The sequence below is a fragment of the Algoriphagus resistens genome (assembly GCF_001442615.1).
Classification (GTDB): Bacteria; Bacteroidota; Bacteroidia; order Cytophagales; family Cyclobacteriaceae; genus Algoriphagus; species Algoriphagus resistens.
Map to the genome: position 1 here is coordinate 70,265 of NZ_LMXN01000016.1, position 24,860 is coordinate 95,124.

Below are 24,860 nucleotides of genomic sequence, written 5' to 3' on the forward strand. Positions count from 1 at the left end.
TTATGTCTGCGCATTCTACTGCTATAGGAGTAAGCTCGAAAAGAGGCGTCTGGGGAGGTGGTAACGAACCTCTCAAAGCCAGCTACGGAAAACTCATGATGTGGTTCTTCCTTCTTTCGGATATCTTTACTTTTGCTGCTTTTTTGATCACTTACCTTTCGATTCGTGTCAGCTATCCTGCGTATGCCGGTCCTGCTACTGAGTTTGTAGGTTCCAATGAATACTGGCCAATTCCTGAATTGGTTTTTGATGCCATTCCATTTGTGCATGGAGTTCATGCACCGCTTGTATTTGTAGGTCTGATGACCTTTATTTTGATCGCAAGTTCTGTAACTATGGTACTGGCTGTTGAAGCCGGTCATAGAAATGATCGAGATGATGTGGTGAAATGGATGCTTTGGACTCTACTTGGAGGTATTACTTTCTTGAGTTGTCAGGCTTGGGAATGGAATCACTTTATTCATGGATCTGAAGGTGGTGCAGTGCTGACCTATATCAATGAACTTAGTCAAAATGTAACAGAGACCGTTTTTGGAGCCAATCTTCTGGTAAATGAATACGGTCCAGCCTCATTTGCAAACCTTTTCTTCTTTATCACCGGATTCCACGGATTTCACGTTACCATAGGTGTGATACTTCTATTTATGGTATTTTACCAAGCTGCAGTAGGAGTCTACGACAGAAGAGGTCATTACGAGATGGTTGAAAAAATCGGCTTGTACTGGCACTTTGTTGACCTGGTTTGGGTCTTTGTGTTTACTTTGTTCTACCTGATCTAAGCTATAACTATTAGAATTATGGATATTCAAGAAAATAAATCAACTCTTAATGTTGTTCCTAGGAACAATGACAAGATCAAGAAAATCTGGAAGACAGCTCTGATCTTGCTTGCAATCACAGCTGCTGAATTTGTAATGGCTTTCACAATGCCCAGAGGAATAATTCTTTATGTTTTGTTCATGGCATTGACTATATGGAAAGCTAAATATATCATGATGGAATTCATGCACCTGGGGGATGAGGTTAAGCCGTTGATCTATTCCATCCTGGTACCTATAGCTTTCTTGTTCTGGCTGATAATCGTCCTTATTAAAGAAGGATCCGATATATTTTCGCTTCGTTGGTTTTGATCAAAATGCCTAAATATTTAAATTAAGGAAAGGTTGAAGTGAAACACTTCGACCTTCTTTTTTGTGAACCGCTATTATGAGAAGTTTGAGATTATTGCAGGGGATGGTATTGGTCTGCATTCTGCTAGTGCCGATTTTAATTTTCCTGTTTCTTAAGGGATTTGGTAGCAATACGTACGATATTCCAATCTTTTATGAAAAAGGGGTGGATAATCCCTTCATGGAATGCCCGATTGGCGACACTACCCAGCATTATATCCCTGAGTTTACATTTACGAATCAAGAAGGTGACAAAGTAGGCAGGTCTGAAATGGAAGGAAAGATTACGATAGTGGATTTCTTCTTTACTTCCTGCCCAAGTATCTGCCCCAAAATGTCTGCGGAAATGGAGCGGGTGAATGATATGTTTAGAGATGAAGAGCAGATCCGGATTATGTCTATTAGTATCGATCCATCTTATGACACACCGGAAATTCTTAAAGAATATGCTGATAAACACAATGCGGAGGCGGGTAAATGGGACTTCTTGACAGGCGGTGTGCAGGAGACTTATAGCCTGGCCAAATGTGGATTTATCATCCCCACAGAAGATGGATTGGGAATTCCAGATGATTTTGTTCACAGCGATAAGTTTATGCTGATCGATGAACTTGGAAGGATAAGAGGTTATTACAGTGGGACCTCGCGTGAAGATGTGGATTTATTGATGTTGGAAGCTAAAGTGTTATTACATGCAAGCGAAAAGAACTAGTTTGTTGGAAAATGAGGGTAAAGTCAAAGGATGGATTATAACTATTTCTGTAATAATCCCTGTAGCAGTAGCTGTACTGATATTTATGCCTTCTAAGATTGATTTGGGTGTAGAATGGGTTTATTTTCTTCCCCATCTGAATGCGGTGATGAACACCGCGGCCACTTTTGCTTTGATTGCTGGTTTAGTCTTTATTAGGAAAGGGAACATCCCTTTGCACCGAGCCTCTATGACCGTGGCTTTTGGCTTAGGGGCTATATTCTTGATCTCCTATGTTGTATATCATGCCGCTGCCCAAAGCACGTCATTCGGTGGGGAAGGTGTAATTCGTGGTATTTATTACTTTCTACTGCTGACTCACATAGTGCTGGCTGCTGTCGCACTTTTCCCAATTCTATTTGCGTATTATTATGGATATACAGATCAGCGGGGGAAGCACAGAAAAGTTGTTAAATTTGCTTATCCAATCTGGCTTTATGTGACTATCACTGGAGTGATAGTTTACCTGATGATCAGTCCTTATTATGTTCATTAAAACCTGCCTGATATATATCCCGTAGGAGAGGGTATGAAATCGAGCATGTCGAAAACGACACACACTGGGATGATTATTCACCATACGAGGTTCCATGTGACAATAAAAATCAACTATAAAAAGATGAAAAATGCTCTTAAAATAGGATTTCTTTCAATCGTTGCATTATTGATTAATACAGCAAGTTATTCCCAGTGTGCTATGTGCCGGGCTTCTGTAGAAAACAATGTGAGTAATGGTGACACCAGTGTTGCAGCTGGTTTGAATCTTGGGATCATGTATCTTTTTGTCATGCCTTATCTCATAGCGATGGTACTGGGTTATTTCTGGTATAGAAATGCTAAAAAAAGGAAGGCTAAAATTGCTTAGTGCGAAACGAATAGAAGAGCAAAGTTTGATCAAGGACTTTGCTTTTTTTATTTTACATCCAAATGAAGCATGATTCCCGTCGCCTGATCATCTTGGTCAGTATTTTCTCTCTTCTTGCCGTGTTAATCTTGAATTTCTTTTTCTTTCAGAAAAGTGATCAGGATACTTATTTGCAGGCATTGGAGAATAGGGTGCAGCAAGTGGACAAGGAATTTGATGAGGATTTTATTCAGGTTCTTATGAATGTGAGACCTACTGATTCATTAAGTTTTGGTCTCATGAGTACACCGGCCCATAGTCATCCATTTTTTATATTAAGTCCAGAAAAAGAACTTTTGTATTGGTCAGATTTCACACTTACACTTGATTTTTCGCAGGTAAATCTTGAGAAAGAATACCAACTCTTAGAAGATCCTTATGGCACACTCCTGCTTAAGACACGAAAGGTAAAAAGGAATGGGGTAGATTATGTGATGCTTCATGTCCTTCGCCTTGTTTGGCCAGGAAGTATCGAAAACAATTACCTCATCACAGGAGCAAACCCAAGTATTTTTGGAAATGGGAGATTCGAACTTTTTGCAAATACCGATGAAGCGGTATCCATAGTTAAAAATCCTGCAGGGATTCCCCTTTTTGGGATAAATTTTCTTTTTGGCTACAGTCCGGCCGGCAGGGTGGTTAACCCCGCTTTCCTTATTTTTTTTACTTCAGTCTTTTTGCTATACTTCCTATTGAGTTCGGACTTTATACTTAGTAAGTGGAAATCCGGGAGAAGATGGCAATCAATTGGTTATGCAATTTTTGTCCTTGGAGCATTCAGAATCATGATGCTTTTGCTGGATTTTCCTGGCAATTATCTCAATCTGGCACTATTCGATTCTGTAAATTACGCTTCGTCATGGTTCAATCCCAGCCTCGGTGACCTACTCTTAAATACCCTCTGCTGTGTCCTTATCTTAGCAATGATAATTTACCAGCTCGCCTCGAGGGCAACGCATGAGAAAATAAAAGTTTTGAAATCCCGAAATGAGTTTTTGGTTTTCTTGTTTTTCTCGCTTTTCATCAGTTCCATTGGTATGTACATGGTGTGGTCCCTTCCGAGAGGATTGATGACCAACTCACAGTGGGCCTTGGATATTAGTTCGGTTCCATCATTTGATTGGTTCAAAGGAATAAGTTTTTTCATGTTATTTCTGTGGGGTGCTATATATGTACTTATATCGCTTACGATGTTTAGCTTGCTTTTGGAAGTTAATCCAAACAAGAAAGTTTACTTTAAATGGATCGCTATTCTCGGATTGCCAATTGGAACCTTGCTACTCTTTTTTTCAGTTTGGAGCGGAGTGGTTTGGTTTATTCATCTGGCATTCCTTATTACTATTATCCGCCTCGAACTTTTTAAAAATGCCTTTAAACTAGGCTTGGATACCTTTTTGACCTTTTTCTTTGCCTGCTTAATCACAGCTATAATTGGAGGAATCAGCACTTTTCAAACAGAAAAAAGTGAATTGATTCAATCCAAAACCCGCTTTGCAAATCAAAACCTTATCGAAAATGATGTGATGACTGAGTTTTTTTTGGGAGAAATTTTCACCCGTATCAAAAACGATTTGTTCATCCAAAACAGAATAGCAGATCCGCTTTTCTCTAAAGATCCTATTGAAACTAAAATCAGGAGGATTTATCTGGACAATTATTTTGACCAATTTGAAGTCCAGGTTCGGATTTTCTCGTCCTCAGGGCAGCAGATATTGGGGTCTCCGGGTGCAGAGAATCTCAAAGATATCCAATTGGAATATATCAAAAGTGATTACGCTACCAGCGTGAAGGATTTGTATTTCATACGTGGAAATGATTCAACAAATGGTAATCGATTTATAGCTTTTGTGCCAATGAGTAAGGAAGGCTCCTTTCTTGGGACAGTTTTTCTCGAACTTCGACAATTGCGCGTCCAGCCAACGAGTGTCTATCCTAAGTTGTTATTGGATAAGCAATATAACGACAAGCTAGATCCGGTACTTTACGATTATGCTATTTTCAAGGGGACAGAATTTATCAGAAACTCTGGAACATTTAATTACCTGAGTAAAGATTTTGAGCGGATATTATCCCGCAAAGCTCTGCAGACAGAGGGCGTGCATCAAAACGGATATCATCATTTCGGGATAAAGAATGGGGATGAGCTGATAATTGTATCATCCAGAAATGTGTCGTTGGCACATTTTTTTGGAAATATATCCCTATTCTTTGTGCTTTTTGTGATCATGACATTCTTGACCATTTTGATCAATACCCTGATCACCGGGGTCAAGAATTTTGAGTTCAACTATTCCACCAAACTTCAGCTTTACCTGAACTTTGCATTCTTCTTTCCCATTATCATCATCAGTATCATCACGATTGGTTTACTGGCAAATAGCTACCGCAATGATCTGGATAGACAGTACATCCAAAAAGCGGCACTGATCAGAGGTAACCTTGGAAGCTTCCTTAATAATCAAAAGCCGGAGAATGTAGATAGTGATCAGCTGAATGAAGAGGTAAATGAGCTGGCTAATACAACAGCAAGTGATATCCACGTGTATAGTGCCGAGGGCAAGCTTGAATCCACTAACCGTCCGAATATTTTTGATAAAAAAATCCTAGCTCCGCTGATCAACCCCAAAGCTATAGCCGAGATTCAAGAGATGGGTCAAAGCCAATACCTGGCTGATGAGCAAATAGGAAAGCTGCGGTACAAAGCTGTTTATTTATCCATTCCTGCCACAGCAAACCAGGAAAACCTTGGGATTTTGTCCGTCCCATTCTTTGAGTCGGAGGCAGAATTGAACTCGTTAATAGCCGATGTGCTTAGCAATATTTTTAATGCTTTTGTAGTGATTTTCATCCTGTTCCTTTTTGTATCTTATTTTGTGTCCACCAATCTTACCTTTCCATTTAAACTGCTGACCCAAAAGCTAAAAGCTACCAATCTGGAAAATAACGAACCGATGTATTGGGGATCGAAGGATGAAATTGGCTTGCTGGTGAATGAATACAACAACATGCTTTTCAAGCTGGAAAACAGTAAAAAAGTACTTGCATCCACAGAGAAAGAATCCGCATGGAGGGAAATGGCCAAACAAGTGGCGCATGAAATAAAAAACCCGCTGACTCCCATGAAACTTACTCTTCAGCATTTGATCCGGCTGCAGGATGCGGGCAGACTGGACGATGCGGAAAAGTTGAAAAGATCTTTGGAAACCTTGATCCATCAAGTGGATGCCCTAAGTGGAATCGCATCTTCCTTTTCCACATTTGCAAAAATGCCTCTTCCGAAAAACGAGTTGATGAATTTCAAGATGGTGCTAAATAAAGTACTGGAGCTCTTTAGCGGAGATCAGCAGATAGAATTGATATTCCAGGATGATTCGTTTACGGAGAATATCCCAATCATGGGCGATGATAAATTGTTTGGGCGTGTAATTTCAAATTTAGTAATCAACGGGATCCAGTCGGTAGAATCCGGAGTAAAACCGGTAATCAAAATTTGGCTATGGATGACAGACCTAGCCGTTTTTCTGGAAATCACAGATAATGGAAAAGGGATTTCAGAGGAGTTGAAAGACAAGATTTTTATTCCGAATTTCTCTACCAAGTCCACGGGATCTGGCTTAGGATTAGCTATCGCGAAAAGCGGTGTGGAGACTGCAGGAGGAAAAATCTGGTTTGAAACTGAACTTGGGAAGGGTACAACTTTCTATCTCACTTTTCCATTGATAGGTTAATTCATCTTTTTAGTACCTTCAATTCAAAAGGCATTTTGGAGTGAGCAAGCGTGTTTGGCTATTTTTCTGGATTTTAGTCCTGGGCTTTATTACCTCGGTAAAGGCTCAGGAAAAATGCCGATGGGTAGAAACCGAAGTGTTCTCCAGTCCAGTGATTCCGGATTCACTTTCCTTGCTTGAGGAGACTATAAGAATAACGGATAAAAACGGAAAGTCCTACCCTTTTAATTATGAGCTAAGCAGAAACAAACTTGAAGTGGTTTTTGAAAATGATATAAAGCCAGATTCACTTCTGCTCTGTTATAGCACTTTTTCAGTTCGCTTTGATCAGCCTATTGCCCGTAGAATGTTGTTGGTGGATTACGATTCCACTGCCCAATTTAAGGATAGTCAGATTGAGGAATTACCTGGGTTTGATTTTCGTGAAGAGCTTTTTCCTACTTCAAACCTTTACAAATCAGGTAGTCTTACCAGAGGGATTTCCTTCGGAAATACGCAGAATGTATTTGTAAATTCCGCGCTGAATTTACAAATGGAGGGTGATATTGCTGAAAACCTTAAAATCCGGGCCAGCATCACTGACCAAAATGTTCCATTTCAGCCTGAGGGAAATACTCAGCAAATTCAGGACTTTGACAATGTCTTGATAGAGCTTTACAACGATGATTTCGCCCTTGCAGCTGGAGATGTTGTGCTTCAGCAGCGGCAGTCTGAATTTCTGCGCTATTACAAAAATGTACAAGGATTGCAGTTTACTTCCAATTACAAGATGAATGAAAACTGGACAGCGAGTTCACAGGCATTTGCTTCCATCGCAAAAGGAAAATTCGCTTCGATTCAACTACCGATTTTGGAAGGAGTTCTAGGTCCCTATCGGGTCAGTGGGCCAAATAATGAGCGTTTTGTAATTATCATGGCAAATTCCGAACGCGTGTTTTTGGATGGAAAGCAACTCAAACGTGGTTTCAATGAAGATTACGTGATTGATTACAATCAGGCGGAAATCACTTTTACTCCGAAAGTTTTGATCACTCAATATTCCCGAGTTAGGGTTGATTTTGAATTTGCCGAGCGTAACTATTCCAGGTCAATTATCGGTGCCAACCATAGTCAAAGCAATGGGAGAGTGGATGTGTACTTAAATTATTATCAGGAGAAGGATAATAGGAACAGGCCGTTGTTTACTGACTTTTCGCAGGAAGAACTTGGACTTTTAGCTTCGGTGGGCGATAGCGCGGAGTTGGCGAGAATTCCACGGATAGATAGTGTGGCCTTTGACCAAAATAGAATCTTGTATGAAAAAATCACCCAATTCGATGATTTAGGGAATCAACTGACCTATTATGCATATTCTTCAGATCCAGAGAAAGCGCACTATGAATTGGGTTTTTCCCAAGTGGGACAGGGGCTGGGCGACTATCGCCGATCCAGCCAATTGTCCAATGGGACTGTCTATGAATATGTTCCACGTTCAAACGGGCAGTCACAGGGTGATTATTCCATTTTATCCCAGCTTCCGCTTCCGGACAGTAAGCGGATGGTGACGGCAGGTACACGGATCAAATTAAATGAGCACGAGAAGATCTACACGGAATTTGCACTTTCTTCCGCAGATCAAAATCTCTTTTCAGACCTTGAAGATGAGGATAATCAGGGGATTGGAGTGAAGGTTGGAGTGCAAAGTGAAGGTCGGGAATCCTCACTATTCAAAGGCTACATCATGAAAGGTCAGACGGAGTACGAGTACAATTCCACCAATTTCAATTTCATAGACCGGTTCAGGTATATCGAATTTGACAGGGACTGGGGATTAGGGCAGGAAGCTTTGCAAAATGCTGCTGCAGAGCAGTTTTTCCGTGCGGGCATTGGTTTTGAAAAAGATGCACTCAATCGTTTTGATTACCTTTTTTACATGAGGAACCGGGAGAACAACTTATATGGAACGCAGCATTCCGCCAATTGGAATTTGGAAGTTGGAAAAAGAATCCGGGTGAGGCAGGAGTTCTTTAGGCTAAATTCAGATCAGGATTCGCTCCGATCAGATTGGACACGGTACCTCGGCGATTTGAGTTTTCAGTCAAAAATCGTGGTTCCTGGCTATCAATTTTCTCTGGACCAAAATGCGCTGAAAAGTGCTGAGTCGGATTCGGTGGTGAGTACTGCAATGAATTTCAAACAGCATTTGGTTTACCTGCGAAGCAATGATTCGTTGAGTTATTCATTCTTGGTAGATGCGGCATGGCGGGAAGATAAGGCCCCGTTTGCAGGACAACTGTTGAACGATTCCCGTGCGTTTACTTCTAATTTTACCTTTCGAAAGCAATGGACACAACATAGTCTAAGTAGTACTTTCACCTATCGGGAACTAGAATATTTGCAGCAAGATCTGATTTCTGAACTTACTACAATGGGAAAATTAGATTATCAGGGAAGTTTGGGTAAAAACCTCATTCGGAATGAAATTTCATATGCCATTGGAAATGGGCGTGAATTGCAGCGTGAATTCGTGTTTTTACCAGCTCCAAACGGCGAGGGAACGCATACTTGGAGAGATGATAACGACGATGGGATCCAGCAATTGAATGAGTTTTACCTTGCAATCAATCCTGAAGAAAAGCAATACATCAAGATTTTTGTTCCTACTGATACCTATGTTCAGGCATATACGAGTATTTTAAATTATCGCATACAGGCAAAATTCCCTGAGTCTTGGAAGGATACCGGAGGATTACGGGCATTCTTACATAAATTCTCCAACACTACAAGTCTCAGTGTAGAGAAAAAAGTCACGTCAGATGATTTTGGAGATCGAATAAATCCCTTGCCGGGAGGCGTGGATCGTGAGGATATTCTGTCACTTCGGCAAGTGATTCGGTCAAGTGTCTTTTTTAATAGAGCTTCCGCTACCTATGGATTTGACTTGACCTATTTCGATTCTCAGTTTAAGCAATTGCTTTCCGGAGGATTTGAAGACTTGATTCAAAAGGATTGGAAATTGAATACACGTTATAATTTCAGTGGCCAGACGACACTTAGAATTCTGGCGGGGACAGGGGAAAGACTTTCTTCTTCTGATTTTTTGGACAACAGAAATTACACGATTTCCCAACATCAGATTGGTCCAGAGTTTTCTTGGCAGCCAACGCCTTATTTCAGAACTACGGTGATGTATAATTTTACAGGAAAAAGCAATACGGCCAATATGGAATTCAGGGAAAAAGCTCAATTGAATCAAGTGGGGCTCGATATTCGCTTTGCACGAGCTGTAAAAACGACACTGACAGGAAATCTAAAACTGATTCAAATCGATTACAATGGAGTAACAAATTCCCCCGTGGGATATGAAATGTTACAGGCGTTGACTCCAGGTACCAATGTGACCTGGAATGTCAACTGGCTTCAAAAAATAGGAGAGGGATTACAGCTCAATTTGATATATGAAGGAAGAAATTCGCAAGGATTAGAACAGATTGTGCATGTAGGGAGAATGCAAGTTTCGGCGCTGTTTTGATAAATTAATGTAACTTTGCGTAAGCTAGATAGTTGTCATACTAACTATTAAACTACGAATCAAATGAGTAAAAGCATCCTCGTAACCGGAGGTACCAAAGGAATAGGAAGGGCGATAATTGAGCGTTTTGCGGCAGAGGGATTTGATGTCTTCACCTGTGCTAGAAATGCGGCTGAGTTGGCTAGTTTAAAGATGTCTCTGAAAGGGAAATACCCTTCTATAGCAGTGCATTCGATTCAGGCTGATCTTTCTAAAAAGACGGATATCACAAGATTTGTGAACGAGGTCAAGGCGGTGACGATTCCTGAGGTACTGGTGAATAATACAGGGGTATTTTTACCGGGAGCTATACATAATGAGCCTGATGAGAATTTTGATCTGATGATGAAGACCAATTTATTTTCTGCATATTATTTGACACGAGGATTTGTGAATGAAATGATCGAAAGAAAGTCAGGACATATTTTCTCCATGGGTTCCGTTGCAGGACTTACTGCCTATCCCAACGGCGGAAGCTATGCCGTTTCCAAATGGGCAATGCTGGGTATGACCAAGTGCCTTAGGGAAGAATTAAAACCGTATGGTATAAAAGTAACTTCCATACTGGCAGGTGCGACTTATACGTCAAGTTGGGAAGGAGTGGATTTGCCGATAGAGAGATTTATGAAAGCGGAGGATGTCGCAGAATCAGTGTGGGCAGCTAATAACCTTTCCCCCCAATCAGTTGTTGAAGAACTAGTTATCCGACCCCAATTAGGAGATATATAAACCCCATGGATCCAATTATCAAATCATTAGAGCAGCTATATTGCGATAGCTTGACGAATTATTCAAGGAGAAAAACTATTCCTGTGAAAATCGGTGATGTCATCGTAGGAGGTGATAATCCAATTGTGGTTCAATCTATGACCACTATCGATACAATGGATACCGAGGGCTCCATCGAGCAAAGTATCCGAATGATCGAAGCGGGTTGTGAACTGGTAAGAATCACTGCGCCAAGTATCAAAGAGGCTGAAAACCTTCAGCACATAAAGGATGGGCTACGCAAAAGAGGCTACAATACTCCGTTAGTTGCGGATATTCACTTTACTCCAAATGCCGCGGAAGTAGCGGCCAGGATAGTCGAAAAAGTGCGGGTGAATCCAGGTAACTATGCTGATAAGAAGAAATTTGAAGTCATAGAATATACCGATGCCACCTATCAGGAAGAGTTGGACCGGATTCGTGAACGATTTTTGCCGTTGGTAAATATCTGTAAGGAAAACGGCACCGCGATGCGTATTGGGACCAATCACGGGTCACTTTCTGATCGGATAATGAGTAGATATGGTGACACTCCGTTGGGGATGGTAGAATCTGCGCTGGAATTTTTGAGGATCTGTGAGGACGAAAATTACTTCGATATTGTGATTTCGATGAAATCATCCAATACGCAGGTGATGGTGCAAGCTTATCGGTTGCTTGTTGAGAAATTAGATCAAGGTGGTTTCAAGCCTTACCCGCTTCACCTCGGAGTGACTGAAGCAGGAGAAGCAGAAGATGGTCGAATCAAGTCGGCAGTGGGGATCGGCACCTTGTTGGAAGATGGGTTGGGTGATACGGTTCGTGTGTCGCTGACCGAAGATCCTGAGTTTGAGGCGCCTGTTGCAAAAGCATTAATTGATCGATATGCCAATAGGGTAGGGCATGCAGAGATTAAGCCGATTGAAGAATACCCCGTAAATCCTTATGAGCATTTCAAGCGGCATAGCACAGAGATTTACAATTTTGGTGGGCATAATGTTCCGCGTGTGATTACTGATATATCAAAGCTTGAGAAAATCACAGAGAAGGAAATGAAAGCTGTTGGTCATTTCTATCTTCCGGAACTTGACAAGTGGAAAATGAACGATCAGGGGTGTGATTTTGTCTATTCCGGAGCCAATCCTATTCCATTTATGCTACCAAATGGTATGAAGGAAATCCAAGATGCGGCTATCTGGTCGGACGGACTTGACTTGAAAAATAAGTTTCCGCTGTTTGATGTAGCGACCTTTTCAATTGGTAAAAAGTTTCATCCGGAATTAAACTTCCTGGAAATTTTTGATAGCCAAATAGCAGAGGGAATAGCACTGACTTCTGGGAGGAAGGATACAGTTTTAATTTTGAAAACAGAGAACAAACATGCGATGCCCGCGTTGAGGAGAGCATTTGTGAGCCTGCTTGCCGCAAAGTCTGAAACTCCGGTAGTGGTCAAAGTCAGTTACCCTGATCAATCGCAGGATGAAACAATGCTTTATGCGGCCACGGATGTAGGCGGATTATTGATTGACGGCCTTGGTGATGGGATATTTATTTCCTCGGAGAAAGAAAGAGAGCATTCCCGGGATGAAATGCTGGCACAAATCAAACTTCATAATTCTGTGGGTTTTGGTGTGCTTCAAGCTGCGCGGACCAGGATGTCCAAGACAGAATATATTTCCTGCCCTTCATGTGGCAGAACACTCTTTGATCTACAAGAAACTACCGCGATGATCCGTAAGCGAACTGATCATTTGAAAGGTGTGAAGATCGGGATTATGGGATGTATCGTAAATGGCCCGGGAGAGATGGCCGATGCAGATTATGGCTATGTAGGTTCCGGTAAAGGGAAAATTACATTATATAAAGGCAAAGAAGTGATGAAACGATCTGTTCCTTCGGAAAAAGCCGTAGATAAATTGATAGAAATCATCAAGGAAGACGGAATGTGGAACGAGCCAGAAACTATCTAACTTTCGGGGTTTCTAATAACCTCTAGGGTTTTGATTTAAGATATAAACCTTGGAGGAGACCCTTCGGCTTCGCTGAGAGTCTCCTCCGAGGTTACAATAATTAAATATCCAATCCTTTTTGTTAACCAAAAAAACTCAAACTATGTCTGATACTAATAAAGCAAAAAGCTTCTTCAATATGGGTGATTTTGGAAACTACCTTGTGCGGGTTTTTCAAAAACCAGATCCCAACCAAAAGTCCAATTATAACCTGCGCATGATGCATGGAATCAACAAGATTTCCATCGTGGTTTTTTTATTGGCGCTGATTTTTTGGATTGTGAAGCGGTTTATTTGATTTTTTTAGCGCAGTGAGCGCTAAGTTTTTCGCATAGGACGTGGAGGTGCTTAATTAGTCCAGTAGATTTGACTTAAGGAGTAGTGCTTCCATATTGTTTTATACATAAAACAATATGTGTAATAAACTGCTTTTTCTATAAAACAAAAAAAGGATCCGGATTAATCCGGATCCCTTCTACTAAGAATAAACTGATTTTACCTTCTATCCAGCACCCCTCCGCCACTTTGCTGCGGACCGAGGAATTGCTCCATTCTAAGCTTAAGCTCTTGGGCTTTTTCCTGATAACCTCTTTCTTCCAAAAGTGGGATGAAATACTTAATCATCTCAATCGAAATCATCATTTCACGGTCATAATCCCGTTTTTCTCTGGTATAGAACTCGATCATATCCAATGATTTCTTCGATACTTTGTCGATGATGTCAAGCGCTTTTTCATCTTCCCCTACCTCAAAGAACAGTGGAGCAGATTGGCCGCTGGACAGATCATAAGGAATAGCTTCGTTTGGCATGACTTCAAGGCCATAGTTTAACAAAGTAGCAGCTTTTTCCATATCTCCTTCATCAAGCAGTGCAATTACGATGCTGTTCAGCGCACTTCGGTGGTTGGAAGCAAATCTTCTATATTCCTCATCCAAATATGCATCAGGATTGTCCATGCCACGGAAAGAGAACTTGGTCATGTAGTTTTCATAGGCCAAATCAGCATTAACCAGCTCGTCGCGTACATAATCAGGCTTCCTTACTGGAAGCAACCGGTAAGTCAAGCCTTCCATCACCACGTGATCCTGGATGTTGATCCCAATTGTAGCAAGAGATGTGTTATTGAAGTAGATTGGTCTATCCCAATTATTGGAGGTAATTAAGTCAATTAACATTAATGTGCCCTTAGTGACATAGTTGCCGGTAATCTGCATATTCATTTGAGGAGAAAACAAAGGAGCAAACTCTTCAGGGATAATATCTTTATTGGCAATTGCTGAGCTGTCAACTTCCAAAATCAAGTTTCTGGAAGGCACCATGTTGGCAACAGATTTCCCACCGGTTTCCATTTTCAGAAGATCAGATCCCGAGTTCAAAAGTTTCAGATATTCTTTTGCAGAAATTGCATTCATGCCTTCTCTTTCCATCACGTATAACACATCGTTTGTGCCTTTTTGGTAACGGTTGGCATCTAGACTGAACGGTAATGCTTCGGATTCATTTACTGGTCTGGTCATTTGCTCTACATACCAGTCCGTATCAAAATAACTCAATACGATCACTCTGACGTCAGTCCGGAAGTTTTCCACTTCCTGCACATACCACAGCGGGAAAGTGTCGTTATCACCGCCTGTGAATAGAATAGCATTTGGGGCACAGGATGCCAAGAAGTTTCTGGCAGAATCCACTGAGAAATATCTTCCTTTTCTGTTGTGGTCATTCCAGTTTTGGCCTGCCATCAGACCCGCTACCGGAAGGGTAAGAAGCGTCGCAATGATTCCGGCAGTAGCCAGATTCTTGCTAGCTCTCCCGATCATATGGGCGATAGCCATTACACCGATGCCTATCCAGATCGCAAATGCGTAGAAGCTACCTACATAGATATAATCACGCTCTCTTGGCTCCACCGGAGGGGAATTCAGGTAAAGTACCAGCACTACACCCATCATCAGGAACAGCATCAAGTTTACGTAGAAGGACTTCGGATCAACTTTAGCCTGAAAGAATAAACCGATGATTCCCAACAAAAGCGGAAGCATCAGGTAATTGTTGTGGCCTTTATTCTCTGTGATGTAATCTGGATAATCCTTGAATGCATCCGTGATTCCTATCCACGGGGCATCGCTAAAATCGGACTCTCTGCCGGAGAAATTCCACATAAAGTAGCGCCAGTACATGTGACCCAACTGATGGGAGAACATAAAGTACAGGTTGTCTCCAAAAGAAGGATCTTGGCCTTCTCGCAGACCAAGCTTTTGACGGTAAAGTCTCTTGTGGCTTTCCTGTGTAGAATAGACTCTGGGAAGAATAGTCGTCTTAGTAGGATCGTAGGTGTTTACTAAAGAATAATCTACGATCTCATACTTGTCCTTGCCTTTCATGTAGACAGGGGCTCCCTCTTCCTGAGATACTAGCTGTGCAGTGAAATATTGTCCATGAAGCAGAGGTCTATAGCCATATTGCTCACGCTTCAGGTAAGAGACATAGCTGATGATATCTTTTGGGGCATTTTCATTGATAACCGGATTTTGGTTGGCGCGTACTACAATCAGCGCATAGCTGGAATATCCTATAAGGATGAAAATGAATGACAGCAGGCACGTATTTAGAATAGCATTTCCTTTTTTTCGGGAATACCTGTAAGCATAAAATACTGCTACGAAAAACAAGATCATGAATACGACGATTCCTGATCCAAATGGCAGGCCTATGCTGTTGACAAAGAAAATCTCCATGGATCCAGCTAAGCTTGGGAGTCCCGGAATGATAAAATTGTTAATGATAATCAATGCCACCCCCCCGAGGAACATGGCAAAAAAACCACCTTTGAAAGTTGGGTTTTCGTACTTTTTGAAATAATAGATAAGGGCCAAAGCAGGCAAGGTCACCAAGTTGAGTAAGTGGACTCCGATAGATAGCCCAACCAAATAAGCAATGAAAATCATCCATTTGTTCTCTTCACGAGGATCTTTAATTACATCCCACTTTAAAAATGCCCAAATCACAATGGCCGTGAAAAACGAAGACATAGCATATACTTCCGACTCCACAGCCGAAAACCAGAAACTGTCTGAGAAAGTGTAAACCAACGCCCCTACAATTCCAGCGCCCATCAAAGTGATCGTTTCCCCTTTGCTTTCCTGACCTTCTACTACTTTGAAAAGCCTTTTCCCAAACAATGTAATGGACCAAAAAAGGAATAGTATCGAGAAGCTTGAGAATAGTGCACTTCCTATATTCATCCAATAAGCTACCTGCAAAGGGTCACCAAAGGCAAAGAAACTAAACATGCGATAGACCAGAAGAAAGAATGGAGCTCCTGGAGGGTGAGGTACTTGTAGTTTGTAAGCTACTGCGATAAATTCTCCTGGATCCCAGAAACTAGCAGTTTGTTCGACAGTAAGGACGTAAACCAGCGTAGCTACCGCAAAAACGACCCAACCGGTCAGATTATTGATTTGCTTGTAATTGAGCATTTAATAAAAGGAATTTGACTGGCGAAAATAAAAAAAATAAATGCCAATTAGGGCGATTTTAGGTATTTTAAAACATCCCTGTATTTGCCGACGCTGGCTGTGTGATAAAAATTACACCGTTGAACTGAATTTGCGTCTACTTTTGTTGTGACAAAAAACCAGAAATCATGAGTGCAAAAGCTAAAACATTCCAGGAGCTGATAAATGGGGACCAAGCTGTCTTGGTGGACTTCTTTGCTACTTGGTGTGGTCCATGTAAAATGATGCAGCCAATCTTGGAAGATGCTGCTAAACAACTGGGTGATAAGGTGAAAATTCTGAAAGTTGACGTGGATAAAAACCAATTGGCAGCCAGTAAATTTCAGGTCCGGGGTGTTCCGACTTTAATCCTTTTCCAAAAAGGCAAAATCCTATGGAGAGAATCCGGGGTGGTTCCGGCCCATCAGTTGGTCAATACGCTGAAAGCGAGTATTGCAGAAAATCCCTAAGTCTTGTGTGACAAAAGTCATTCTACGCTAAAGCCCAAAGCTATACTTTTGAGAAGGAATTGAACATATACAGCTATGAAATTGAGCGTGAAGAAAAATGTCACACACTGGATGATTTTCAACCATGCGAGATTCCTTAGAACAATTGAAAAATAAAATATAATCATATGAAAGTCGAACAAATTTATACAGGCTGCCTAGCTCAGGGAGCCTATTACATAGAATCAGAGGGAGAAGCCGCGGTAATCGATCCGCTAAGAGAGGTGCAACCCTACATAGAGAAGGCCGAGCGAAGAAATGCAAAAATCAAGTACGTGTTCGAAACACACTTCCATGCTGACTTTGTCTCAGGACACATTGATTTGGCTGAGAAAACCGGTGCGGAAATAGTTTATGGGCCAACTGAGATGAAGCTGGGATTTGCTGCGCACATTGCCAAAGACGGCGAGGAATTTCAGGTTGGTAAAGCGAAAATCAAGTTAATTCATACTCCAGGGCATACCATGGAGAGTTCTTGCTACTTGCTGTTCAATGAAGAAGGGGTTTCGGAAGCAATATTTACAGGAGATACTTTGTTTATCGGCGATGTAGGAAGACCTGATTTGGCGCAAAAAGTAGTGGCCGATTTGACCCAGGATAAATTGGCAGGCTATTTATATGACTCATTAAGGAACAAAATCATGCCTTTGCCAGATGATTTGATTGTCTATCCGGCCCATGGCGCAGGATCTGCCTGTGGGAAAAACATGAGCAAGGAGACTTCGGATACGTTAGGCAACCAAAAGAAGACAAATTATGCGCTTCAGGAGATGACCAAGGAAGAGTTTACGAAGCAGTTGGTTACCGGTTTAACTCCGCCTCCAGCTTATTTTCCTCAGAATGTGATGATGAATATCGAAGGATATGACAGTATTGATTCTGTTTTAGAAAGAGGGGTCAAGCCATTGACACCTGCGGAATTTGAAGCTGCTGCCAATGACACAGGCGCCTTGATTTTGGATACCAGAGCTCCTCAGGTTTTTGCCAAAGGATTTGTGCCGAATTCAATTAACATAGGAATCGACGGAAGTTTTGCCGTATGGGTAGGGGCTATGATTCCGGACCTGAAGCAGCAGATTCTCCTGATTACGGATGAAGGAAGAGAAGAGGAAGTAGTCACTAGGTTGGCACGAGTAGGATATGATTACGCTATTGGTTACCTGAAAGGTGGATTTGAAGCTTGGAAAAAATCAGGTGAAGAGGTAGACCAGATTACTTCGATTTCTGCTTCAGAACTTGCGGAAATAAATAAGGAAAAGGGAGAGGTGAATATATTAGATGTGAGGAAATTCTCCGAATTTCAGTCTGAACATGTATTGAATGCAGAAAATGCACCACTTGATTACATCAATGAAAGCATGCTGAAGGTTGATAAAAGCAAGACTTACTATGTTCATTGTGCCGGAGGTTACCGCTCGATGATTTTCAATTCTATCCTAAGAGCGAGAGGCTATGACAACCTTATTGATATTAATGGAGGATTCAAAGATCTGAAGGAATCCGGCGAGTTTGAGATTTCAGAATTTGTTTGTCCAACTACGTTGCTTTGAGTATCAAGTAACTGGAATAAATAGAGTAGGCTTTAGATGTTAGATGCAAGGCCTAAGAGTTAGGAAACCAGAGGATAGAGCTAGGATTTTAGAGCAGTGGTATGTGCCCTCACATGCCACTTGCTTTGAGCATCAAGCAGTGGATTTCCGCTTTTAAAAAGTGCAAAAGCATCACTGAGTAAGCACAACTCGTGAATTGAGGTGCTTTGGTCACCTGTCTTCGAGCTAATCAAGCAAGGAAAACCAGGTTTCTGTCCTCTGTTTAAATCACCCAAATACAATACTTATGAATCAATTTATTGACTGGATTTCCCAGCCTTGGCCATGGTATGTGGCAGGACCGCTGATCGGCCTTACCGTTCCCGCTTTGCTGATTTTGGGAAACAAAAGTTTTGGAATCTCATCCTCTCTTCGGCATGTCTGCGCCATGTGTATTCCTGCAAAAATCCCTTTTTTTCAATATAACTGGAGAAAAGAGACCTGGAATCTGGTATTTGTAGTTGGCGTTTTAATCGGAGGTTTTGTGGCTACCGCATTTATGTCAAATCCTGAAGAAATAATAATTGCCACACAGACCCAAGCTGATTTAGCTGCTTTGGGAATTACCGATTTCTCCGGTTTGATGCCTTCAGATATATTCTCCTGGAAAAATCTGTTTACGGCCAAAGGAATAGTATTCTTTGTTTTGGGAGGATTCTTGGTTGGGTTTGGAACTCGTTACGCAGGAGGTTGCACTTCCGGACATGCGATTATGGGTATCAGTTCCCTGCAGTGGCCATCTTTAGTCGCTACCATTTTCTTTATGGTTGGTGGGTTTCTGATGACGCAGGTACTTTTGGCCCCGATAATGAAGTTGATAGGAGTTTAACCCTTCGCAAAATGAAAGAAGCAGAAAAAAATATACAAGAGGTGGTTTGTGATTCCCCCAATTCTCAGGAGACTGGAGAGCGAGGTTTGGCTTTGATGAAGTATTTGATTCTAGGGGTTTTGTTCGGAATCGTGTTTGTGAAAGCTGAGATTATCTCTTGGTTTAGAATCCAGGAAATGTTCCGGTTGGACTCTTTTCACATGTATGGGGTTATCGGTTCTGCGATCGCAACTGGGATCATTTCCATCCAACTGATCAAGCGATTCAAAATTAAATCCATTGCAGGTGAGGAAATCAAAATACCGAAAAAGGAATTTCGGAAGGGGCAGATTATCGGAGGGTTTATTTTTGGACTAGGCTGGGCGATTACCGGAGCATGTCCGGGGCCGCTTTTTGCTCAGATCGGATCTGGGTTTACTGTGGTTATTGTAACCTTGCTCTCAGCTATCGCCGGAACCTGGGTGTATGGGAGATTCTCGGATAAGCTGCCAAATTGAAGGAAAGAATTTGAAAACTGGTTGGTGAAAGCCGCTTTCTGGAAAGGAAGTGGCTTTTTCAGTCAAAAACTTTTTTGATAATAAAGCGCACAATAAAAATGGCGGTAACGATTACGGCTCCTGCTATGACCAGTTCCATGTTATTGGGGTAAGATGAGTTGGGCTAAGGTAACTAGTTTTCAGAAGCAATGTTCAGGATCCCGGGTGATTTTGAATGAATGTTCCGTACTTTTGTGAGCCTCTTAAACCTAGTTATTCACATGAACATACTTTCCAAAAGACGAGTTGCCCTAGGGGCTTTTTTCTTTTTTGTAGGGCTTTGCTTTGCCTCATGGGCAGCGAGGATCCCTGATATCCAGGCCAAGTTTGATCTGTCCGAAGGGCAGCTAGGGACATTATTGCTTTTTCTTCCTTTGGGTTCCGTGATCGGTTTACCGATTGCAGGCTGGGCAGTACATCAGTATGGTAGCCGCAAGGTGATCATGATTGGCAGTTTTGCTTATGCTATGACTTTACCATTGATCGGATTGAGTCCCTCATTATACATGCTGGTTCCGGTTCTAGTTCTTTATGGAATGCTGGGTAACGTAATGAACATTTCACTGAATACCCAAGGCTTGGCGTTGGAGGATGAAATGGGGAAAAGTATTTTGGCCTCTTTCCATGGATTGTGGAGTTTGGCGGGGTTTACTGGAGCTGGTATCGGAGCAGGGATGATCTTTCTCAATGCTTCCCCTGCACTGCATTATATAGCTGTGATGGTTCTTTCTATAGTAATTATTTTGAGTGCGAAGGGATATGTTATCAAAGATCGGAAAACCACCGAAGGTGGAAGTGGATTGGTGATGAAAAAACCTGATGCGCTTTTACTGAGAATCAGTCTGATTGCTTTTCTTGGAATGATGGCAGAAGGATGTATGTTTGACTGGTCTGGGGTTTATTTCAAGAAGGTGGTACAGTCAGTCCCTTCTTTAATTGCCTTGGGGTATGTGGCGTTTATGGGGGCAATGGCCTCAGGGAGATTTATTACCGATAAAGTAGCTGCCAGATATACCAAAGTAGAAGTGATCCAGGTGAGTGGGGTTTTGATCTTTGTAGGACTAAGCTTAGCAGTAGTATTCCCAACTGTGATCATGGCAACTGCCGGGTTTTTGCTGGTTGGTCTAGGCGTAGCTTCTATTATCCCACTTTCTTATAGTATTGCTGGCCGTTCGAAACTGTATTCGCCGAGTGTAGCTTTGGCTTTGGTTTCTACCATTTCTTTCTTTGGATTCTTGCTCGGTCCCCCATTGATTGGATTTATTGCGGAATTATTTAATTTGAAAGTCTCTTTTGCACTTATTGCCGTGGCCGGGTTGGGAATAACTGTGCTTTCAAGTTTCAGGAAAGCAGTTTTTCTTATTCCGGTAAAACCCTCACCTAATCGAGCTAAATGAGCCATAGTTCTTCCTTTCAGTTTCAAAAAGATTTTGAAGTCCGGTCTTATCAGGTCGACCCAGATGGGAAGTTGAGCTTAACAGCATTAGCTAATTTGTTTCAGGAAATTGCATGGAGACATGCTGATTCTGCTGATTTCGGAAGGACTTTGCAGGAGCAACATTTATCTTGGATTCTTGCCCGTATCACGATCACTTGTGAGGATTTGCCTTCTTGGGGTGATTCGATCAAGATCTTTACCGCTGGTAGAGGAGTGGATAAATTGTTTGCATTTCGTGAATTTTTGATCACTGATCCTGAAGGAGGTGTCCTGGCTAGGGCGATGAGTTCATGGGTTCTGATGAATGTTGCCACCAAGCGCATTTTTAGGCCGGAAAATGCGCTTCCTCCTGAGCTTTTTGATCCCAATGAAAAACCAAAGTGGAAGCCAGAGAAGGTCAGATTGCATGGAATTTTGCTTAAAAGTGAAAAAGTTAAAGTCAGGTATTCCGATCTGGATCTAAACAATCATGTCAACAATACCAGCTACGTGCGCTGGGTAGAGAATATCCTTCGTGAGAATGACTGTCATACACTTCCCTTTTTGATCAATTACCTCGCAGAATGTGTCATGGGAGATGAGTTGGATATTCATTTATATGACCACGATGGACATTTTGTTGTGCAGGGAACGGTAGAAGGTAAGCCGGTTTTTCTGGCGGAGGCAAAATGAAAATACACCTGTAAAAGGTTATAATTTATAGAAGTAAGGTGATTTTGGTCACATTTTCTATGCTAGCAATCCATCATTTTTGTAGCTTGATCAGGTGCTTATGTTTCAGGGTTCACAGCAATTGGTAAAACTCATCCCCCTCATCGCCGGGCTTCTGCTTGCGGTTGGTTTATTAGTGGGTTTGATCGGGGGAATAGTATATTTTGATTCTATAGGGATTGAGCCCAGACATGAAGCGATGGCCATAATTCCAGAAGCTCCTCAAGTGCAGAAATTAACTGCTTTGATGGATCCGGCAGGAATGTGGCAAGCCCCGGATTGGTCTTTGGTGGATCAACAGGCAAATGCTGATGAAATTAAATACGGACGGGCACTCATTACAAATACGTCCGAATACCTTGGCCCAAATGGGAAGGTGCGGAAGATTTCGAATGGATTGAATTGCCAGAATTGTCATTTGCAGGCGGGGACAGCTCCTCTTGGAAATAATTATTCAGCTGCCAAAAGTACCTATCCTAAAGTGCGGGGAAGGTCCGGGAATTCGGAAGATATTCAACTGAGGATCAATGGATGCTTCCAGAGGAGCTTGAACGGGGAGGTTTTGGCCAACGATAGCAAGGAAATGAAAGCCATAGTAGCCTACATGAATTGGCTGGGAAAAGATGTGCCGGATGGGGAAAAGCCAAAAGGTGCCGGGCTGTATGAAGTTCCCTTGCTTGATCGTGCAGCTGATCCAGTCAAAGGGAAAACTATTTATGAAAGGCAATGTGTGACTTGCCACATGACCGATGGCCAGGGAGTAATGAAGGCTGATGGGAGCGGGTATATTTATCCGCCTCTATGGGGGGAGCACAGCTATAATGAAGGAGCAGGATTGTTCCGTATGTCCAGGTTTGCAGGGTATGTGCGTGCAAATATGCCTTTCGGGGCAACCTATGAAAATCCCATTCTCACTGATGAGCAGGCTTGGGATGTGGCTGCTTATGTCAATAGTTTGGACAGGCCGAAGCGGGATTTCCCCAATGACTGGCCAGATATTTCCAAGAAACCGATGGATCACCCTTTCGGCCCCTACTCGGATGATTTTTCTGAAGAACAGCATAAGTTTGGGCCATTTAAGTCGATGAAAGCTTCAGCGAGCAAATGATGAGATACATTTTGGGGATTTTAGTCTGCTTCCCATTTCTTGCATTTTCTCAACAACCAGAGAAAAAACTTGAAGTGTCTCCTGATGTCCACCTAAGAATGTTCTGGATGAACACAAGTTATCGAAGTGACTTCAAAGATGACTATGCATTGGGGACTAGCTTGAGTTTGGGGACGAAGCTTAGCTATACTGAGCACTGGGAATTTCATGTCGGCTATAGAGTCTTTGCAAATCTATGGAGTAGTGACCTTGCCTCCCCTGATCCTGTAAGCGGTGGGGAGAATCGGTACGAAGTAGGGTTATTTGATTTGCTAAATCCAAAGGACCGTTTTTTTGGGAAATTGGAGAGTCTATCGCTGAGTTACTCCGCTTCCAATTGGGGCGCCGCTGTCGGTCGGATAGGGATCAATACAGCTTGGGTCAATGCGCAAGACGGCAGACTTTCCCCTACAGGAATCGAAGGGGCGAATTTTTGGTTTTCAACAAATGATCGTTGGAACTTCTCTGTTTGGGGAATTGGGAAAATGAGTGTGCGGGGGATGAGTGAATGGCTTTCTGTAGGGGAAAGTATTGGGATATTTCCAGCTGGGCGAGATGTAAATGGCGAGCCATCACAGTATGCCGGGAATACCGAAAGTGAATGGATAGGGATTCTTGAAATTGATAAGGATTGGGAGGACTTAGGTATTGCTTTGTCCAATACATTTGTTCAAAATATTTCCAATACATTTTGGACAAATGTGGAGAAAAGCTGGAAGTACAACAAGACAGGAATTACTTTGTTATGGGGCGTGCAGGCAGGTTTTCAGTCTGGCGTAGGCGAGGGTGGAAGCGAAAACCCGATTTTCCAGTACAAAAATCCAGAGGATAAAAATTGGGTTATTTCCACTCGATTTGGCTTCAAAAAGTCTGCTTGGCATTTTGACTTGAATTATACGAAAGTAGGAGGGGATGGACTTTGGCTTAGTCCAAGGGAATGGGGGAAAGATGCCTGGTACACGTTTATTCCCCGAGAGAGAAATGAAGGATTTAGCTCTTTGGATGCGCTTACGGCCTTTGCGGAATATTTTATACCCAATACTAATTTGAAGGCATTTGTGCATCTGGGCTTTCATTGGCTGCCCCCACTGAATGCTCCAGCTGAGAACAAATACAATATGCCTTCCTATCGCCAAGTCAATCTGGGAATGAAGTACACACCGAAATCAATCCCTAAACTGGATTTTCAATTGTTGATGATGAACAAGAAAGCACTTGGGAATCAGAGCTTAAAGCCAGGACAAGAATATAATAAAATTGGTTTGATTCATGTAAATGGAATTATAAATTGGAGGTGGAATTAAAGAATTCTAAAGATTTTCTTATTTAATTCAAGTTCATGGGTGAATTGATAACTGCTTCAAAACGAGTCAATCAGCGAATTTTCAGGGATTAGGCTTCAATTTTCTATCAATCTAACGTTCAGAAGTAAAGCAGCTTTGATGTTGGATTAGGATATGCGGAATCTTCTGCTCACCTTTGTACACATAAAGGCGCTGTCCATGTGATAAACCTTTTTACTTGAAATAAAGTATGCGTTGATTATCAACCTGCTTAAGTAGCAAATTCAAGAGTTTCCCCTCGCAAAAGGTTTTAATTCTTCATCTTTCTACTTTTTTAATTCATGAGTTCCGGGCAAGTCCGGTCATAGAATTAAAACCTGCAGAGAAAATCCCACGGGAAACATTAGTATTTATAATTTAATCACAGTGCCATTAAGACAGTAAGGTTCTCAGAATCAGAATTAT

General features: G+C 41.9%; 19 protein-coding genes. 18 read left to right on the plus strand and 1 reads right to left on the minus strand.

The window, feature by feature from the left end:
* Positions 1-2: 2 nt before the first annotated feature.
* The 10 genes from AS141_RS22215 (at position 3) to AS141_RS22260 (ending at position 13,156) form a co-directional block, all read left to right on the plus strand.
* Complete coding sequence (locus AS141_RS22215; RefSeq protein ID WP_057939911.1) at positions 3-779, plus strand: cytochrome c oxidase subunit 3; 777 nt, start codon at positions 3-5, stop codon at positions 777-779.
* An 18-nt stretch (positions 780-797) separates the two neighbouring features.
* Positions 798-1,130 carry a cytochrome C oxidase subunit IV family protein gene (locus tag AS141_RS22220; protein ID WP_057939912.1) on the plus strand — a complete coding sequence of 111 codons (333 nt, stop codon included), beginning with the start codon at positions 798-800 and terminating at the stop codon, positions 1,128-1,130.
* 76 nt (positions 1,131-1,206) lie between these two features.
* Positions 1,207-1,881 carry an SCO family protein gene (locus AS141_RS22225; protein ID WP_057939913.1) on the plus strand — a complete coding sequence of 225 codons (675 nt, stop codon included), beginning with the start codon at positions 1,207-1,209 and terminating at the stop codon, positions 1,879-1,881.
* Positions 1,862-2,416, plus strand: coding sequence for a DUF420 domain-containing protein (locus AS141_RS22230; RefSeq protein ID WP_057939914.1), 555 nt, complete (start codon positions 1,862-1,864; stop codon positions 2,414-2,416). The genes AS141_RS22225 and AS141_RS22230 overlap by 20 nt, the downstream gene beginning before the upstream one ends.
* A gap of 123 nt (positions 2,417-2,539) precedes the next feature.
* Positions 2,540-2,785 carry a hypothetical protein gene (locus tag AS141_RS22235; protein ID WP_057939973.1) on the plus strand — a complete coding sequence of 82 codons (246 nt, stop codon included), beginning with the start codon at positions 2,540-2,542 and terminating at the stop codon, positions 2,783-2,785.
* Between the two features lie 62 nt (positions 2,786-2,847).
* Positions 2,848-6,552 (plus strand): sensor histidine kinase, encoded by a 3,705-nt coding sequence (locus AS141_RS22240; protein WP_057939915.1) that lies wholly within the window; start codon positions 2,848-2,850, stop codon positions 6,550-6,552.
* 40 nt (positions 6,553-6,592) lie between these two features.
* Complete coding sequence (locus AS141_RS22245) at positions 6,593-10,063, plus strand: hypothetical protein (protein WP_057939916.1); 3,471 nt, start codon at positions 6,593-6,595, stop codon at positions 10,061-10,063.
* A gap of 63 nt (positions 10,064-10,126) precedes the next feature.
* Positions 10,127-10,831, plus strand: coding sequence for an SDR family oxidoreductase (locus tag AS141_RS22250; RefSeq protein ID WP_057939917.1), 705 nt, complete (start codon positions 10,127-10,129; stop codon positions 10,829-10,831).
* 5 nt (positions 10,832-10,836) lie between these two features.
* On the plus strand, positions 10,837-12,819 hold the full coding sequence (ispG, locus tag AS141_RS22255; protein WP_057939918.1) for a (E)-4-hydroxy-3-methylbut-2-enyl-diphosphate synthase: 1,983 nt from the start codon (positions 10,837-10,839) through the stop codon (positions 12,817-12,819).
* 142 nt (positions 12,820-12,961) lie between these two features.
* Positions 12,962-13,156, plus strand: a complete 195-nt coding sequence (locus AS141_RS22260) for a DUF6728 family protein (RefSeq protein WP_057939919.1) — start codon at positions 12,962-12,964, stop codon at positions 13,154-13,156.
* A 197-nt stretch (positions 13,157-13,353) separates the two neighbouring features.
* Here the strand turns inward: AS141_RS22260 and AS141_RS22265 are convergent, their stop codons facing one another.
* A complete protein-coding gene (locus AS141_RS22265; RefSeq protein WP_057939920.1) occupies positions 13,354-16,335 on the minus strand; it encodes a glycosyltransferase family 117 protein in 2,982 nt (993 codons plus the stop codon).
* Between the two features lie 167 nt (positions 16,336-16,502).
* Here AS141_RS22265 and trxA point away from each other — a divergent pair, with 167 nt between their 5' ends.
* The 8 genes from trxA (at position 16,503) to AS141_RS22305 (ending at position 24,416) form a co-directional block, all read left to right on the plus strand.
* Positions 16,503-16,823 (plus strand): thioredoxin, encoded by a 321-nt coding sequence (gene trxA / locus AS141_RS22270; RefSeq protein ID WP_057939921.1) that lies wholly within the window; start codon positions 16,503-16,505, stop codon positions 16,821-16,823.
* 167 nt (positions 16,824-16,990) lie between these two features.
* The gene (locus AS141_RS22275; protein WP_057939922.1) at positions 16,991-18,412 is read left to right on the plus strand and encodes an MBL fold metallo-hydrolase; all 1,422 of its coding nucleotides are present in this window, start codon (positions 16,991-16,993) and stop codon (positions 18,410-18,412) included.
* A 286-nt stretch (positions 18,413-18,698) separates the two neighbouring features.
* Positions 18,699-19,280 (plus strand): YeeE/YedE family protein, encoded by a 582-nt coding sequence (locus AS141_RS22280; protein WP_057939923.1) that lies wholly within the window; start codon positions 18,699-18,701, stop codon positions 19,278-19,280.
* Between the two features lie 11 nt (positions 19,281-19,291).
* Positions 19,292-19,777 carry a DUF6691 family protein gene (locus AS141_RS22285; RefSeq protein WP_057939924.1) on the plus strand — a complete coding sequence of 162 codons (486 nt, stop codon included), beginning with the start codon at positions 19,292-19,294 and terminating at the stop codon, positions 19,775-19,777.
* 260 nt (positions 19,778-20,037) lie between these two features.
* Positions 20,038-21,213, plus strand: a complete 1,176-nt coding sequence (locus AS141_RS22290) for an MFS transporter (RefSeq protein WP_057939925.1) — start codon at positions 20,038-20,040, stop codon at positions 21,211-21,213.
* A complete protein-coding gene (locus AS141_RS22295) occupies positions 21,210-21,926 on the plus strand; it encodes an acyl-[acyl-carrier-protein] thioesterase (RefSeq protein WP_057939926.1) in 717 nt (238 codons plus the stop codon). The genes AS141_RS22290 and AS141_RS22295 overlap by 4 nt, the downstream gene beginning before the upstream one ends.
* 100 nt (positions 21,927-22,026) lie before the next feature.
* A complete protein-coding gene (locus AS141_RS22300) occupies positions 22,027-23,073 on the plus strand; it encodes a c-type cytochrome (protein WP_057939927.1) in 1,047 nt (348 codons plus the stop codon).
* Positions 23,070-24,416, plus strand: a complete 1,347-nt coding sequence (locus AS141_RS22305) for a hypothetical protein (protein WP_157243553.1) — start codon at positions 23,070-23,072, stop codon at positions 24,414-24,416. Before AS141_RS22300 ends, AS141_RS22305 begins: the two co-directional genes overlap by 4 nt.
* The last annotated feature ends 444 nt before the right edge of the window (positions 24,417-24,860 follow it).

Bases quoted from the DNA above. Each gene is read 5' to 3' on its own strand.
- AS141_RS22215 (WP_057939911.1), top strand. From the start codon at position 3: ATGTCTGCGCATTCTACTGCTATAGGAGTAAGCTCGAAAAGAGGCGTC.
- AS141_RS22220 (WP_057939912.1), top strand. From the start codon at position 798: ATGGATATTCAAGAAAATAAATCAACTCTTAATGTTGTTCCTAGGAAC.
- AS141_RS22225 (WP_057939913.1), top strand. From the start codon at position 1,207: ATGAGAAGTTTGAGATTATTGCAGGGGATGGTATTGGTCTGCATTCTG.
- AS141_RS22230 (WP_057939914.1), top strand. From the start codon at position 1,862: ATGCAAGCGAAAAGAACTAGTTTGTTGGAAAATGAGGGTAAAGTCAAA.
- AS141_RS22235 (WP_057939973.1), top strand. From the start codon at position 2,540: ATGAAAAATGCTCTTAAAATAGGATTTCTTTCAATCGTTGCATTATTG.
- AS141_RS22240 (WP_057939915.1), top strand. From the start codon at position 2,848: ATGAAGCATGATTCCCGTCGCCTGATCATCTTGGTCAGTATTTTCTCT.
- AS141_RS22250 (WP_057939917.1), top strand. From the start codon at position 10,127: ATGAGTAAAAGCATCCTCGTAACCGGAGGTACCAAAGGAATAGGAAGG.
- ispG (WP_057939918.1), top strand. From the start codon at position 10,837: ATGGATCCAATTATCAAATCATTAGAGCAGCTATATTGCGATAGCTTG.
- AS141_RS22260 (WP_057939919.1), top strand. From the start codon at position 12,962: ATGTCTGATACTAATAAAGCAAAAAGCTTCTTCAATATGGGTGATTTT.
- AS141_RS22265 (WP_057939920.1), bottom strand. From the start codon at position 16,335: ATGCTCAATTACAAGCAAATCAATAATCTGACCGGTTGGGTCGTTTTT.
- trxA (WP_057939921.1), top strand. From the start codon at position 16,503: ATGAGTGCAAAAGCTAAAACATTCCAGGAGCTGATAAATGGGGACCAA.
- AS141_RS22275 (WP_057939922.1), top strand. From the start codon at position 16,991: ATGAAAGTCGAACAAATTTATACAGGCTGCCTAGCTCAGGGAGCCTAT.
- AS141_RS22280 (WP_057939923.1), top strand. From the start codon at position 18,699: ATGAATCAATTTATTGACTGGATTTCCCAGCCTTGGCCATGGTATGTG.
- AS141_RS22285 (WP_057939924.1), top strand. From the start codon at position 19,292: ATGAAAGAAGCAGAAAAAAATATACAAGAGGTGGTTTGTGATTCCCCC.
- AS141_RS22290 (WP_057939925.1), top strand. From the start codon at position 20,038: ATGAACATACTTTCCAAAAGACGAGTTGCCCTAGGGGCTTTTTTCTTT.
- AS141_RS22295 (WP_057939926.1), top strand. From the start codon at position 21,210: ATGAGCCATAGTTCTTCCTTTCAGTTTCAAAAAGATTTTGAAGTCCGG.
- AS141_RS22300 (WP_057939927.1), top strand. From the start codon at position 22,027: ATGTTTCAGGGTTCACAGCAATTGGTAAAACTCATCCCCCTCATCGCC.
- AS141_RS22305 (WP_157243553.1), top strand. From the start codon at position 23,070: ATGATGAGATACATTTTGGGGATTTTAGTCTGCTTCCCATTTCTTGCA.